General features: G+C 45.7%; 12 protein-coding genes. 3 read left to right on the top strand and 9 right to left on the bottom strand.

Annotated elements, in window-relative coordinates:
• Positions 1-20: 20 nt before the first annotated feature.
• The 3 genes from AC27G9_RS14455 to AC27G9_RS14445 all read right to left on the bottom strand — a co-directional run bounded on the left by AC27G9_RS14455 (position 21) and on the right by AC27G9_RS14445 (position 5,843).
• The gene (locus AC27G9_RS14455; RefSeq protein WP_487075141.1) at positions 21-3,854 is read right to left on the bottom strand and encodes a helix-turn-helix domain-containing protein; all 3,834 of its coding nucleotides are present in this window, start codon (positions 3,852-3,854) and stop codon (positions 21-23) included.
• 380 nt (positions 3,855-4,234) lie between these two features.
• Positions 4,235-4,699, bottom strand: coding sequence for a hypothetical protein (locus tag AC27G9_RS14450; RefSeq protein ID WP_487075140.1), 465 nt, complete (start codon positions 4,697-4,699; stop codon positions 4,235-4,237).
• Between the two features lie 628 nt (positions 4,700-5,327).
• Positions 5,328-5,843 carry an HAD family hydrolase gene (locus AC27G9_RS14445; protein ID WP_487075139.1) on the bottom strand — a complete coding sequence of 172 codons (516 nt, stop codon included), beginning with the start codon at positions 5,841-5,843 and terminating at the stop codon, positions 5,328-5,330.
• Positions 5,844-5,985: 142 nt separating this feature from the next.
• On the opposite strand from AC27G9_RS14445, the gene AC27G9_RS14440 reads away from it, so the two are divergent.
• Positions 5,986-6,273, top strand: a complete 288-nt coding sequence (locus AC27G9_RS14440) for a YebG family protein (RefSeq protein ID WP_487075138.1) — start codon at positions 5,986-5,988, stop codon at positions 6,271-6,273.
• 92 nt (positions 6,274-6,365) lie between these two features.
• Here AC27G9_RS14440 and AC27G9_RS14435 read toward each other — a convergent pair whose 3' ends face one another.
• The 4 genes from AC27G9_RS14435 to AC27G9_RS14420 form a co-directional block, all read right to left on the bottom strand.
• Positions 6,366-6,797, bottom strand: coding sequence for a GNAT family N-acetyltransferase (locus AC27G9_RS14435; RefSeq protein ID WP_487075137.1), 432 nt, complete (start codon positions 6,795-6,797; stop codon positions 6,366-6,368).
• On the bottom strand, positions 6,794-7,279 hold the full coding sequence (locus AC27G9_RS14430; protein WP_487075136.1) for a GNAT family N-acetyltransferase: 486 nt from the start codon (positions 7,277-7,279) through the stop codon (positions 6,794-6,796). The genes AC27G9_RS14435 and AC27G9_RS14430 overlap by 4 nt, the downstream gene beginning before the upstream one ends.
• A 1-nt stretch (position 7,280) precedes the next feature.
• Positions 7,281-7,829 carry a helix-turn-helix domain-containing protein gene (locus AC27G9_RS14425; protein WP_487075135.1) on the bottom strand — a complete coding sequence of 183 codons (549 nt, stop codon included), beginning with the start codon at positions 7,827-7,829 and terminating at the stop codon, positions 7,281-7,283.
• A gap of 71 nt (positions 7,830-7,900) precedes the next feature.
• On the bottom strand, positions 7,901-10,279 hold the full coding sequence (locus AC27G9_RS14420) for an alpha/beta fold hydrolase (protein WP_487075134.1): 2,379 nt from the start codon (positions 10,277-10,279) through the stop codon (positions 7,901-7,903).
• Positions 10,280-10,385: 106 nt separating this feature from the next.
• Here AC27G9_RS14420 and AC27G9_RS14415 point away from each other — a divergent pair, with 106 nt between their 5' ends.
• Entirely contained in the window at positions 10,386-12,233 is a 1,848-nt protein-coding gene (locus AC27G9_RS14415) for a winged helix-turn-helix domain-containing protein (protein WP_487075133.1), read from the top strand.
• Positions 12,234-12,429: 196 nt separating this feature from the next.
• Complete coding sequence (locus tag AC27G9_RS14410) at positions 12,430-12,930, top strand: FKBP-type peptidyl-prolyl cis-trans isomerase (RefSeq protein ID WP_487075132.1); 501 nt, start codon at positions 12,430-12,432, stop codon at positions 12,928-12,930.
• Between the two features lie 63 nt (positions 12,931-12,993).
• Here AC27G9_RS14410 and secF read toward each other — a convergent pair whose 3' ends face one another.
• Both secF and secD read right to left on the bottom strand, forming a co-directional pair.
• On the bottom strand, positions 12,994-13,887 hold the full coding sequence (secF, locus tag AC27G9_RS14405) for a protein translocase subunit SecF (protein WP_487075131.1): 894 nt from the start codon (positions 13,885-13,887) through the stop codon (positions 12,994-12,996).
• Positions 13,884-15,707, bottom strand: coding sequence for a protein translocase subunit SecD (gene secD, locus AC27G9_RS14400; RefSeq protein WP_487075130.1), 1,824 nt, complete (start codon positions 15,705-15,707; stop codon positions 13,884-13,886). Before secD ends, secF begins: the two co-directional genes overlap by 4 nt.
• Positions 15,708-15,727 lie beyond the last annotated feature (20 nt).

The raw sequence follows: 15,727 nt of genomic DNA, 5'->3' as shown, positions 1-15,727 counted from the left end.
GATAGCCAATTATTCAGGCGCTACAATGACTCCACGCCATAATGCTCGTTTCTATATTGGCTGGGTGTTTTACCTACGTTTTGCTTAAAACACGAGGTAAAATATGACGGTGTCGAAAAACCAACGGTATAAGCCACATCACTCACCCCCTTACCTTTTACCAGTAGTCGCTTGGCTTGTTCTAGACGAAAACGTTTTAAGTATTCACTGAAGTTTTCCACATCAAGCGATTTAAGTTTCCTATTCAGTTGTCTTTCACTGATGTACAACAATTCAGCTGCTCTGTGTCTATTAAATGACTCATCGTTAAAATTTTTGCATATGACATCTACAAACCTGAGATAAAACGATTGTTCTTTTTCATTTGCAAAAGTAGGGGAAACTTCGCCAATATGAGAGCCCGTTGATGGTTTAGGCTTATGCGCTTCACCAATCGCTGATCGAGCAAATAGACTGTCAACATTGAGCAGTAAGTCTTCGTTACTTATTGGCTTCTCCAACAATAAGTCAGCCAACGATTGCATGCTCATTTGTTTAACGTACTGTGTCAACACATTAGAAAGCATAATGAATGGCGTCTTGCTGGTTAATTCCACTCCCCTAATAGATTGCAATAAGCGAAGCCCAGATTCACTGCGCGAATTAAAATCAGCGATGACTAAATCCGGTCGTATCGACGCTACTATACCCTCGGCTTGAACCAAATCTGGCGTTGAATAGCAGGTATATTGTGATTTAAGCGCATGGGTAATGACTTCTCTTAAACCATTACTTTCTTCAAGTATTAAGACTGTTTTTGCACGGTATGGCGTCTCGAGAATGGCTGGTGATTCACGCACCATAGTTTTCGGTCTCGTGACTTTATAGTCATCTACCGTTAACTCACTGATGGGAAGCGATAGCTGAAAACTAGTGGATTTAGAAACAAGTTGAGACAAGGATAAATAGCCATTGTTTACACTAGCAATGTATTTTGCGTACTCGAAATCGAGCCTCAGCTTATCGGCATACTCAACAGATATTGGCTGTATATCAAGATTCGCATCAATGCTTAAGGACAAACGAAAATCTAGCCCTTCTTGCCACATTTTCAACTGTGACTTCCCTCCATTTGGAGCGAGATAACAGGCAATTTTGAAAAGAGTTTTAACAATGGTTTCAATCGTATCAGCAACAAATTGGGCATGTTTATTACATGCGTATGTGCTTTCCATCGCGATATTTTGTCGCTCAAGTAAAGGCCGCAATGACTCAACTATTGCTTCACCATCAACAGCTAGAGCATAACGCTTTAACGGCAATAGCCTGTTGTTTTGGAAATTGTCGTACCCTTTGAAATACTCGACAAATTCGATAATTTTGCTGCTATGGCGCAACAAAACATCTCTTCTCGCGCTATTGTGATCGGTAGATGCACAAGCCTCTCCTTCGTTAAGTAAACTGGAGATTGCCATTGCAGGTGTACTAATTTCTCCCGCCAACCGATGCAGAAATTTGTGCTTTTTTTCAAGTAAATGTCGTATCGATGCTTGGCTAGCGGCTAAGTTTTCGCGTTGTGAAAAAATGAGTTTCCTAGCTTTAAGTCTCTCTCTTTGTTCATCTTTTTGTAACCTTTGCCAAATCCATACAAAGAAGCTGAGCAGCAGAACACAATAGACAAGCTGCGCCTGCCAAGACGCCCACAATGGTGGCAACACATGTAGTTTGAAGGCTGTGACAGGTTGCTTGGCCAAACTGATTTTATTCACTGCCCTTACCTCGAACTCATACTCTCCTGGCGGTAGAGTATCCAATGTCAGCGAGCTCAAACCTTGTTTTAGCGAATGCCATTGTTCGTCATCGGGTAATATTCGATACTCAATTCCGATAGTGGGCTGAGGTATAAAAGTGTCGACATTAAAATCGATAGTAAGACTGCCGAAATCACTCGGCAGTTTCATTAGCGCTCCCATTTTTCCTGAATGTAATTTAGCAAGTTCATGTTTAGAAATAACAGTTGCGTGAATTTCATTTTCGACGTTCATTTGGCTTTCAAAAGCCAACGCTATTGCGGTGAGATCCAACTGATAGGTGAATTGATTACCGAATACAAATGCGTTGTTACCTTTCGCGGTTAGTACGCCATTCTCGTTAAAGTCTGTATCCAGTACCCCAAACAATTTTCCGATAGGCATTGAAATGCCATAGCTTCGATGATGCGCAAATAGTCCGGTATTAGTCGCAAAAACCTCCATGCCCATGCCGTCAGAAATTGCCCCTCGAATAAATCGAGTCCCCCCGGTATATTCGACTGAAAGACGCGAAAATTCAGCATCCTTAAGATGATAATCGATGACACCTTCACCATCTGTGCAAAGTGAAACCACACCACTATCACGCTCATACAGACACGTCACCGATAGGGAATTTGCCTCACTGATTGACGACTTTAACCATTGATATCGCGATTTTTGTACGTATAAATGACCATTGTCATCGACCGCAACTAACTCTCCTGAACGCGTGAAAAGTAGATGCTTAAGCGTGCTACTTGGTGCGTGAAACTTATCCACCACGAAACCAGAAGCATCGATTTCATAGAACGTACCTCGGTATCCGTGACTCACGAAAACGAGTTGACTGTTGTTAGCATAAGGAATAGAAAGATAACGCTCAGCACCACAAAGTACCTGCTGCACTTTTTGCTGTGAAACTAATACTGCCGGACTTGAGATATCTGTTGCTGTACACGCCTCAACATCAAGGTACAGGTGCTGTCCCAACCAAAGGTTAACTTCATCAAAATGTGAAATAGCATAAAACTCTTCCACATAATGCGCTGGGTTAGCCTTAATTTTTTCTCGCTCAAGCAATGATTTAAGGCTGAGTGTCTCTACGGGAAGCGATACAACACCCACCTTATCCACGGTTAGCAGTAGTTCATTGCCTTCAACGAAGACCATTTGCTCGATAAACACTTCCTGTTGGAATTCCAGCAATGGCGATAGCTTTGGCGAACGAGAAATCGTGTCTTCCTTAAGCTCAAACAAACTACCAGCAGCAATGAATACGGTCCCGTTTGGGTGCTCAGATATATCCGTAACTTGACGAACGCTGTCACTGTCTCTTGCAAAAGTATAACTAGACCAAGTGTTCTTCTCTTTGCGATATATACCTCCATGCCCGCCGACGTAAAGAAAGCCGCCTACATATTTTGCAATCGTTAGATTGGCAAGCCTGGCAAAATCCGTATTGAGAAAGTATTGAGCTTTTTTCTCCAAATTAAAAAAATATTGGGTTACGACAGAATCATCAAAAATAAAGGAAAACTGCTGAGTATCACATGTGATAGATGACACCTTGCTTTGGTTGGCTGCGACAAAAACATCATAAATCCAACTGCGACGAACGAGATCATAGACGTGGACAAGTGTATTGGAGTTCACTACGAGATAGCGTCCACACACTTCCACATTGTTAATGTTAGCAAGGTCGACGGAATCACTTGTTAGCTTTGTCGAAGCGAAAGATTCAAGATCGAAGTGAAACAAACCTAACCCTGCTGTTGCTATCCAGACCGCCCGCTCTTCTTCAAGCGCCAAGGCGATTGGCGTACCTAGCGATGAGTTAGTCTTAGTAAATGCGAGTAACTCAGAATGACCATTTTGCTTCAGAAAAAGGCCATTCTCGGCAGCCAAAAAGGTGAAATGATTTGTACGAACAACATCGTGAACCTTACCCATAGGAGTACTTTCACTTTGAACATAGTGCTGCAGCACCACGTTGCTCCCATAGCTATTTGTTGCAAGACTGCCGATGGAAAGTACATACAAGATGTGTAGAAAAAATGTTGTTAGATTCCTTCTAGATATCATAATTGCGCTCCCTGCAATCGGACAAAATTTAAACAGCCAACTAAGCATTGCAGGAAAGAACAGAAAATTAAATGATACGAAAGTTTAAATTTTGACCAGTTTTAAAGTGAAGCTTTGTAACGGCAAGGAAAGGAAAAAACCACACGCAATCATTATTTTTTACGACGCGGTGCCAAGAATAAATCGACTCGCGGTTCCCCACTGAAATAGGAGAAGCGGATTGCTAGCGCGAAATACCACTTACACAGACTGCTGTTTAATTGTGGTTATTGCGTTTCATTATACACACACCCCTTATTCATCTGGCACGGCTAATTCAACGCAAAAAAAATGTTCCGACTAGCGGAACATTTTTGTGTGTATCTGGCGTTGCGCTTGGCTTATGGCTCGTAAGGCAACGAAGATTGGTGAAGCACGATGCGAATCTTGCCATCGTCACACTGTTTGAATACAAAGCTCTTGTTCACGAAGATGGTATCGCCAGCCGCGCTGGTGAAGTGGATATTGCACTGAACGATAGCGAGATTGCCTTCTAAAACGCAATCTTCGTCTGTGAACCACACTTTAACCCAAGGCTTAAGCATGAAGCCGCCGTCATTCGGGAACTCGCTGTTGCCGCTAACGAAATAAGACAAAGCACCAGCTTTGGTTGGACGGAATGTTTGCTCGCCAAAACACAGTGTTGGTTTGAACAATACATGACCATTGTCGTAATCGTAGTTGTCAGACAACACCTGCGTAGCAAACGCCGCTACATCGCCGCCTTCGGTGTGTACTTTGCCAACAGCAACGACATTATCACACCACGTTTGCAGTGTTTCTTGAACCAATTCTTTAGTAAACATAATGTGTACCAATCTCCTTCATGGATGTTGATGGTCTGGGCCACTGTTTCTTGAAGCTAGCCCGAGTAGATTTGCGCCAATAATTACGTTTAGCTTGGTACTATCACCGTAGGAAAACAGATCAAGTCTTGCGCAAACCACTGTCATTAAAAACGCTTAATAGAGATTAGCTTTATATAGATATTTATAATAAGCAATGGTGGTTGGCGATAGTTTTTAGCTATCAAAAGCGTCTATAAAACATACGATTGTCAAATATAGCGTGGCGGTTTTTTGATGCCCTATGCCATCACCTCATTGGTATATGACAGTGACATCCCCGTCGGTAGGCTAGTTTACGAGAGATTTGGTAAAAGGAGTCAGTTAGGGCGCTGAAAATAAAAAACGCGTACTTTTTGTGTCTGGCCTATTACGTATCATTGCCCGTCACTTAACATCTATGGCCGATACACTAACTGATCGGATGTCTTCATGCTAACAACGGGCAGAAAACAGACTGCAATCGGCCATTCATAGTAAAGGTGAACCGCTTATCACCAGCTCGCAACTGACGGTAGTAGCGCCCCTCGTCATATGTTTGCTTCGGCGGTCACCTTTGGCTTACAACCTGTAAGAAGCAGATAACTTCTTACACCAAATACCACTGCATACCCGCATTGATTGCCGCTTCTTTATCGTAGCGAAAATCACCCACGTACATCAGTTCTTCGGGCGCAATTCCCCATTCTTCCGCCACCATGAGTAACGCTGTTGGATCCGGCTTAGGCGGCGCGTCCTCCCGTGTAAGTATAAAATTAATCGGCGCCTGATTATTTGTGAGTTTGATGTGGGCCGCTTGATGACAATTTCTTGTCACGATTGCCATGGGCAAGCTCAAGGACTGAGCCTGTTCTATCATCGCCAGCCCCACAGGCAACCATTTGGCAGACTGGGCATCGTCTAGCTCGTGTTGCAATACCACCGCCTCGGCGGCTTGCTTGTCTGCCGCATTCGGCAACGCATCGATAAATTCGAGAATGTCTTGCGTTTGAGGGCAACCAATGTCGTCGCGCATCTTTTTAAAATCTAGGCTCGACTCAATCAATGTGCCATCCAAGTCGAATATCACGCCTTTTACAGCAGAAAAATCAGGTACGTTAAGCACGTTAACCTCTTGTGTTTGTTGAATTTGCTAACCCTTTTACGCTACGCATCAAAACAAAGTTTAAAAAATAAATCAAAATACTGTTTATTTATACAGTATCGTACTGTATGGTATTTATGTCTTTCACGAAACGGAGCTAACAATGGCCATTACCACACAGTATGTTGTTACACACAAAGGGGTAGAAAAGCTGGTGACTACCGATAAAAAAGAAGCCGATCAATACGACAAAATGCTAGATGTGGCAGACAACCTAGCCACTTATATTGATGCCAAAGGGATTAAATTAGACGAAGGGCTTGCGGAAGAACTGTCAGTGATGTTGGCAAAAAACAAAGACATTGTAGCCAAACTTTTAAAAGGTAGCGCTGCAGACGATTTATTGGCAAGTGAATCGGCCGAAGTGGTAAAGCTGACCGCTAACGGCTAGGGTGCTTGCGCCCTGTCTCCCCAACGCAGGGCTTTTTATTGCGCTGGTAGCAGGGATGCCGCCAGCACATACTCGATGTGATTTCTCTCCCACTACTTTGCCGAATAGATATTCGGCTTTCTTATTTCCATGAGCGACTGGGGATCGTCCGGCGCAGTAAACCCGTACTTCGCGTACAGTGTATGGGCATCTTGTGTCGCCAACATGAAACGCCTGAGTCCTTGTAGTGCGGGATGGCTAACAACGGCATCCATCAAACGCTGGCTCAATCCTTGCCCTCTGTGCTCGGGTAAAACAAATACGTCGCCCAGATAAGCAAACGTCGCTTTGTCTGTAATCACCCTTGCAAAGCCCACTTGCGAACCGGTTTGAGTATACACGCCAAAGCACAAGGCATTGTCGATGGATGTTTGTACCCTAGTAAGAGGAATGTCTTTCGCCCAATACGATTGGCTTAAAAACCCGTGGATCACACCAATATCTAGTTTCGATTTGTCATCGCTGACAAAGTAAGCTGAAGTCATAACACATCCTTGTCTTGCGGATTTAAAGTAAGGTGAAAAAACTGGCTAAATTCGCTTGGCTGATACTCGGCAAAGGCGTCTCCTTTGATGAAGCCGTACTTTTTATAAAGCCCTATTGCTGCATCAAACGCCTTACCCGATCCGGTTTCTAGGCTGATTTGTACAGCGTTTCTTGCCTTGGCTTGTTCGAGTAAAAAGCGCAGTAGTTCCGCCGCCAACCCTTTGCCAAGGTAATTGGGATGAGTACGCATCGATTTGATTTCCGCAATGCCTGAGTCGTGCATTTTCAGCGCACCTATCACAGCCAATGTCATGCCCTCCTCAATCCAGCCGGTATACAGCAACACGTTATGCTGCTGTAAGCCAGACAAGTCCAAAGCAAAGACGTTCTCTGGCGGCGATGTGGCGTACATCCCATCGAGGTGAAATTGCAAAAGTGCAAGCACTTGAGGGTCCGAAAAATCGGCTAACTTAATCTCCATGCTAGCGCCCCAATGCCACGATGTAGTGCACAGGCTGCTCACTCGGATTGTGATATGCCGACGGACCATAGGCTTTGAAACGAATGCAGTCTCCTTTGGCCAGTTGGTACTGCTGGCCCTCAGCATTCAACGCCAATTCACCATCCAGTAAGTAGATATGGTGCTCCAAGCCGGCAATAGGCGGTTTGTCATAGTTGACCGTACCACCCGCTGGAATTTCGATTTTTAACAGCTCAACCCCTAACCCAACTGTCGGAGGGGAAATCGAAGTGCGAATATAACCACTATCGGGATCTTGCCATTGCTGGGCGCTATGATTCCGGATAATAGTAACGGCACCGGATTCTGCCTCGTACAATAACTGAGACAAGGTAATGCCGTAAACTGCACATATGTTGTTCAAGACAGACGCGGTCGGGCTCGTTGCACCACTTTCAATTCTCGACAATGTCGCCTTGCTTACGCCAGAACGTTGCGCGAGCATCTCTAACGAGAGTTCATGTTTCTTGCGAATCGCACTCAAATGTCGCGCGAGGGTATCGTCATTCACGGCAATTTCCATTTATGAATAAAATTCTCATAAATGAAACTAACGAAACCCTTTGTATATTGCAAGTGCTTTTAACGAGAAGGGACGTGTTGTTGTAAAAACGACACAATCTCAGCGACAGCTTGATCATGAACGGCTTGCCGATTGCGACCATGAGGTTCTGCGCATAAGTCAGCGAGCTTACGCTTACCGTTTTCGGTACAGGTTGATAAAAAACTGTAGTGAATCGCATCGTCGATAACATGCAACTGGCTGTTAGGCAAAAGGCTATGCGCATATCGCGCATTAAACTCGCTAGGCGCAATACGATCGTGCTCCCCAACAACCAGCAACGTTGGCACGGTTATCGAACCCAGTGAATTTGGCTCAAAACTGTGCACGATAGCAGGAGCTATCGATACCGCCGCCCTCACGTTGGCAATGCGGTAGTTATCACCTTGTCGCGCCAAACTTTGTTGTACTTGTGTTGAATGTTCAACCTGTTGAAAGGCTTGTAGCACGGACGCAAATTCAGGCTGTGCTTGGCAACTAAAATCATCTTTGGCCTGCTCGCAGTATGCGCTAAACCTCGCTTTATCGGTGATGGCCCCTAGCGCAGATAAGGTCGTATATCCTCCAAGGCTAAAACCCACTATTGCGATGTTTTCGGTGTTGGCAACGTCGCGCCACATATCGTGGTGCTCAATCCAATCTTTTACTTTGGCTAAATCTCGACTGCGCTCCCACCACAGCAAAAAGCCTTCTGGGTATTTCTCTGGCTCGATGGCAGTGTTGCCGTGATGATTGACCGCGGCAACAACATACCCTGCTTTGACCAGTGCAGATGCCAGCCATAACATTTGCGGAGCAGAACCTCCGGTACCATGGGACATGAGTACCAGTGGATACCCGCCTTTTACAGGCTTACCGTTATGCACTACGTCTCCTGCATCAAACAGGGGAAGTGATTCTGGACCAAGTGTCAGTGGGCTGACATCTTGATCGTATGTGGGGTAAAACACATGAGTCCGAATCGGTCGCGGCGTTAGACTCCGCCATGCCTGCCTTGATTCGTCATGAAGTGGTAGTACCGTCATCCCCACATTAATATCGTGGGGACTGCACTTGTCGTGCTGCATAACTGACCGACACAATCGCACCATAGTTTGTTTGAGTGCTTGATTGGTTGGGAAACTTTTCGTCAACCAATCGTACAAATCAATCGCGTAGGCAGTATTGCCAGACCACTCCAACTGTTGCGCAAGGTCGTTAATCAGCATGGCGTTCTCTAAATCAGAGAGTAATTTAGTATTCACCTTTGCCAAGGTTTTAGACCAAGTATTGTCGAGCAGGCTTTTGTGCAATTGCATAGAAGGTAACGCCACTCTGTTTGGCAACGATAAACCGTAGAATCCTCTAAGTACGTCGTCAGCCAAGCGTTTTTTATGCTGGAATCCCATCCCAGTATTGTTCAGTACAATTAGGCTAAGGTTGTCTTCTAGTACTTGATAAACATAGCTACTATACCCTTTGAGCTGGCCGTCATAGCTGTGAACACTTCGCGTATGTCCGTCACCAAGAGTCAGAGACTCGACTCGCCAGCCGTAGGGCGTATCAGGCGAAAACATCTGCTTTAGACTGGACGTCGTTAACCAGTTTTCCTGATGCAGCACATAGAGAAAACTCAGTAAGTCGTAGGCATTAGAAAACAGCCCAGCACCAACCTGAAAAACCTGCATATTCATATTGGGTTGCGCTGCCCATCCCCCGTTTTTTGCCCAGCGATACTCTTTAGCTAATGGAGCAGAAGCACCGCTTACGAAACCAGAACTATCCATATTCAACGGAATAAAAACATGCCTAACCAAGTTCATTTTTAAACTGGTTTGAGTCGCTTTTTCAATGACCTCGCCCAACAATAGCCAGCCTAAATTGGAATATTGGTATTGGGTACCCGGTGTGAAACTCAGGGGCATTTTCGCGATGGTATTGAGTAGCTTGTCATGGGGTTCGGTGTACTGGTATTTGCCCGATCCCCAACCAGGTAACATAAAATGATTGGGTAACCCTGAGCGATTGGATAACAAGTGATGAACACTGACTTTGTCGGCCCATGGTGCATCATAATCCGGTAAGTACGTCTTGATGGTAGCGTTTAAATCGAGTTGGCCTTGCTCTTGTAACTTAAGCGCTAAACTCGCAATGATAGGTTTGCTCAATGATGCTATCGGAAAACGTGTCTCGTGATCGTTCGCTATCCGTCGCGCTTCATCGGCAAAACCAGCGCTGTACATGCACAAAACCTTGCCATTTTTTGCCAGCATGACATTGCCTTGAAACAGGCCTTGTTCAACATAAGGTTTGAGTGCAGTGACTAGGTTATTGCAATTCGGGCCAACCGATACCGAAGCCTGCAACTTAGGCACATTGACCATAAACAACAGAGCGACAAGCCATAGAGTAGATTTCATATCATCCTTATACAGTGAAATTGAATTCGATGGCGCATACTAGTATTGTGCCTTGAATCAAGTCCTTAAATAATCCTATTATTTTTCTAACAGTAGCCTATTAGCCATGGATAGTCCCGTTTCCGACACTGAGGTTTATCAACTTGGACCCTTCATCATTAAGGTCAAAGAGAATGTCATAACCGGTGAAAACGGTGATCAAGTACTACTTCCCAAAGTCATGGCTTTGTTAGTATATCTTTGTCAGCGTGGTCAACAGGTAGTGACGTTTGATGAACTTGTGGGTGCAATTTGGCCAACCGAAGTTGTCGGCGATAATGCGATCTACAATTTGGTTGGGCAGTTGAGAAAAGCGTTAGGCGACAGTGCGACTAAGCCGACCTACATTCAAACGGTATCCAAAGTCGGGTACCGACTACTGCTTCCTGCTGAGCCCGTCTCGCCAGCGATTGAGAATCAAGAACACGTTGACACACCAGAATCCACTGTTGCGTGTACTAACGAACCAACCAATCGGAAAGGATCCCTTGCCAACGCCGTAAACTGGCCGACTCGAACAGTATTAGGCTGGCTGGCGCTCACCTTTATTGCTATTGGCATTGTAGGGTTCTGGCCGTCACATGATGAACCCAGTGCACAAGCACAACGAGACCTACAACTGGCATACTATCAACTGTATCGCGGAGACACTCAGGGCGTAGAGCAAGCGATTGATGTGCTGCAACAAATCAATACAACAGAGCCCAATTGGGCAACCCCAAAACTCGAACTGGCGTACAGTTTTATAAGAATGGCCAAAACGCAGCCAACACAACGGGATTTTTGGCTAGCGAAGGCTCAAGCCATCAGCCAAGCGCCAGCCCTAACCAACCACGGACAACGGCTCATTGCACTACTGCAAACACCAGCAAATTCGTCTCTCAAAGACGACCTTAGTGAGCTATTTGTCGGTTCAGCACCTCTGGTGAGTGAGCGGCTGGCGTACAGTGACTGGCTGTTTGTAAAAGGCGAGCTTGAGTTAGCAGAAAAACAAGCACAATTAGCGCTAGAACAGTGTTCAAATTGCCCTTATGTCTATCGCAAAGTCGCCACGGCACAAGTCGTGCGCGGACAAGTTGAAGACGGTTTTGCTAACTTTAATCGCTATCGCATGCTGTTAAACAAAAACAGCCTCAACCCAACAGACAATGCGGGTTATGTTCCTCTCAATCGGCAAAATTTAAGTGACATGGCAAAATGGCACTTCGCCTCTGTGTTACCAGAACCGCTTCTCGATCATCAGCGCAATACCTTGGCGCTATTTTATCTCACGTTAAACCGCATAGATCTGGCCGAAAACATCGTAAACACCACACCGCAGTCCAGCTCACAATTCTATGATTTATATACCCATGCCGCCATTGCTGGGGCAAAAGGCGACATCCAAAGTAGCTATCAGTTATTGGTAAAACGCCAAGCGATGTATCCCAATAATCCCAGATTTAAACTCTCTTTGGTTTATGCGTTGTGGCAGTTGGGCCAATATGAAGCTGCGTTAGAAGCGTTTGAACAACATGGGTTGCCACCCCATAACAACTCACTGCCAGGTCACTTACCCTTCGAGATATACAGTGTGTATGCTGCCTTATTGCTAAAGACAGGCAATGAGCCAACAGGGCAAGATATTTTGTCCCGATTAGCAGAGCAACTTCGCGCGGGATTCACGCCGGGGAGTGATAACGCAGATATACGCTTAGCGTCGGTGTTAGCGCTGCAAGGTAAGCACGATGACGCCATCCATCAATTGGAGTTAGCGATTTCTCAAGGCTGGGTCAGTGACTTCAATCAGAATTGGTGGAATATTCAGGATTCGCCTTACTTTAAAGACTTAGTCACCAACCCTGAGTTTCAAAAAGTAATCAACGACTATTTCTCTGTCATCAGCGATATTGAATACGATACCCAATCACATTGATGTCGCTCGTTTTTCACTTCGAGATTGAGAGACTATTCGACAGCAATACCCCATCACGCTTCGCGCTTTTACAGATGCAAATAAGAACTATTATTAATTGAAATCTGTAAGGGAATATGCGTAGATACGCGCTCTAAAATTTACCAACAATAAATCGCAATGTTTGGTCCAAGCAATTGGCCATGTGGAGTACTCAATGAAAATTCAACAAAACGCCGTCGTCACGTTTCACTACCGTCTCACTGACGATACAAATGGTGAAACGCTGGAATCTACCTATGACGATGCTCCGAACGTTTATGTTCACGGCGTTGATGGACTGCTGGACGGGCTAGTACGCTCTCTTGAAGGCAAGTCTGCAGGAGAAAGCTTTGATGTGGTATTGGCACCGGAAGAAGCTTATGGCCATTATAATGAGGAAGCAAAAGGGCGCGTCGCTGCAAAGCACGTGTTTTTGCCTGGCGGAAAACCCGTAAAAGGAAAACTCAAGCCAGGAACGGAAGTAGAAGTCAGGGCTGGTGATGACCTAGTAGACGGCATTGTTATTAAACACGGTTTGAAAACAGTAGATATCGACGTCAATCATCCATATGCGGGAAAGTCACTTCGCTTTGCAGTAGAGGTGATGGAAGTTCGCGCAGCCACGGCGGGAGAGTTGACGAAAAATTCTGGTCACAAGAGTTGTAGCTGTTGCTAGGCCGAACCGCTTTATAGTCAGCAAAACAACCTCGGTTGCTTTGCTGACTAGGTCAATCCTTTATCAAGAATACTCTTCTGTTATGTCATCCGCTTCTCGACGATAAACCCCAATGGGAAGCCCAAGGGTTATCGGTAAGGTGCCGGTGACAACAATAGAGGAATAAGTCCCAACAACTATGCCAATGGCCAGTGACAAAGCGAATTCTCCAAGTACTTCACCCGCCATCAAGCCCACCGCTAAAATCGTGATCAAGGTCGTCGTCGAGGTAATCAGCGTGCGTCGAAATGTAGAGCGAATGGAGGCGTTTACCAACGTATCTAAATCTGAATAGCGTTCGCTTTGCATCAACTCTCGAATTCTGTCACCGACAATGATTGAGTCATTCAATGAATAACCCATAATGGCTAAGAGTCCCGCCAGCACAGCCAAGTCGAATTTAATTTGGAACCACGCAAAGCAGCCCAAAACCCAAAGCACGTCATGCAACAGTGCGACTATCGCTGCAGTTGCAAGTCGCCACTCAAAACGCAACGTGACATACGCCATCATGCAAAGCGCGGCCACTAGTAAAGCTATTCCCCCTTTTTCGATAAGCTCGTTGCCAATTTGACTTCCCATAAAGACGGACTCTTCAAGTTGGAGTGGCCAATGTTGCTGTGAAGCTATATGACTCAGCACGTTACGCTGCGCTTCGATACTGGTCTCGTCGCTTTGACGCAAGGTCCAAGATTGCCCATCTTGTGAACCATTTAGCCTAAACTCTCCAGGTATATGGGCCGCTAACTGCGAAAGTACTTGAGGCTGCTGCAGTGAGGTCGTTGTCGTAAATTCCGTAACGACACCACCGGTAAATTCAATGCCAAAGTTTAATCCTTTAACCAATAGCCCCGTTGTGGAGATCAGCATAGCAATGCCCGCCAAAACCAATCCCCATTTGCGTACAGACGTCATCATGCCGCACCTCCATTGCCTTTGAGTAACCAGTCAGCCCCTAAATAAGCTGAGAGTGTTTTCGATACAGCGACACCAGTAAAAACACTCGTGACCAAACCCAACGACAGGGCAATAGCAAACCCCTTTACCGGACCATAACCAATACTCAACATGACTAGTGCGCAGATTAAGGTGGTAACATTGGCATCGAGAATCGTTGTCCATGCGTTCTTATAACCCAGCACCATCGCCGTTGCGGGCGGAACGCCTTTGTCTCTCTCTAGCCGTATCCGTTCAAAAATGAGTACATTCGTATCGACAGCCATGCCAACGGTAAGCACAAGTCCAGCAATCCCGGGGAGTGTTAAAACCGCGTTAGGAGTAAGGGCCATCAACCCTGTTAAGCAGCACAAGTTGAGTACAAGTGCGATGTTTGCAACAACGCCTAATCGTCGGTAAAACAGCATCATAAAGCCCATTGTCATTGCCAAACCCAAAGCGAGGGCCAGCATGCCATTTTTGACATTCTGTTCACCCAATGACGCATTGATAATGCGCTTTTGCACAATACTCACTGGTGCCTCCAATGAACCTGCGCGTAAAAGCATGGCTAATTCTTGCGCCTCCTCAGCACTGGCCATATTGGTGATGCTAAAACGGCTACCTAACTGGGATTGGACCCTTGCAACATTGATTACGCTCTCAGATTTCCTCATCCCCCCGTTTTCATCCAAAACGTATTCTGAGAACAGGGTGACAATCGGGTTGCCGATATTGTCTTTGGTAAAACTCGACATTTTGGCTCCTCCCGTGTTGTCCAATACCAAATTGACGAGGGGCAAGCCTTGTTCATCGCGCCCCATCTGCGCATCGCTGATGTTTGAGCCAGTGAAGATAGGCCTGGCGGCTAGATTGAAGCGTCCATATTTTTCGCTGTTCAAGTAGAAACGAGGCTGGTCTGTTGCATGCTTAGCTAGCTGATAAAACGCTAAACTTGCGGTAGCGCCAATCAAGCGTTCGGCTTTTTCCAAGTCTTTGATACCTGGTATCTCAATGCGGATACGCGCCTTACCTTGTGTTTGAATGACAGCTTCAGTGATGCCCAGCTGCTCTATTCGGCTGCGCATTGTTGTAAGCGCTTGGTTTACGTATTGGGTTACGAGCGCTTGTTCACGAGCTGGCGTAAATCTCAACTGTATGTTGCCAACAGATTGTTTGGCGACAGTCAGGCCTTGATAATTAGACTTAAACTGTTGAACGATTGTGTTGACTGCTGGTGCTCGCGATGCCGTGAATGAAATAGACAGGCCCGTCGTACCATCAGCAACCACACGCGTACCAAGAATACGAGCTTCTCTTACCCTACTCTGTAGAGCTTGGGTCATATTTTGTATTCTTTCGCGCAGCGCTGTTTCCGTATCTACCTCCAATACAAATAGCGCACCACCGTTCAAATCTAATCCCAGTTTAATCGGATCGGCGGTATAAGCTGAAAGCCATAGAGGCGCCGCGCTAACCTGATTCAATATGACTTCCCCGTGCCCCTCTAGCTGCGCCTTCATTGCGGTGTGAAGCTGCTGCGTATCGTGCTCGTCATTCGTGAATTGAATGGCAACTTGCCCGGCCGGCGTTTCGGTAACAAGGATGTCTTTTGCATTGTCGATCAATGACGCTGCAGATGGACTTAGTCGCTTTATGTCTGGGGTCGTCAATCCTGTGACAAGGATTTGCTCTTGTTGCCCAAAAAAACTTGGAAGACTATTACCAACCAATATGATCAGCACGCTAAAAATAGCGAGCTTTCGCCAAAGGGATGGCATTAACGATATTCGATTTTTCATTTTGATACTCTTTTTCAATC

This window comes from Alteromonas sp. 5NS40-0096 (genome assembly GCF_057544385.1).
Note: the sequence above shows the minus strand (reverse complement) of the source record. Positions and strands in the feature narration are given on the sequence as shown.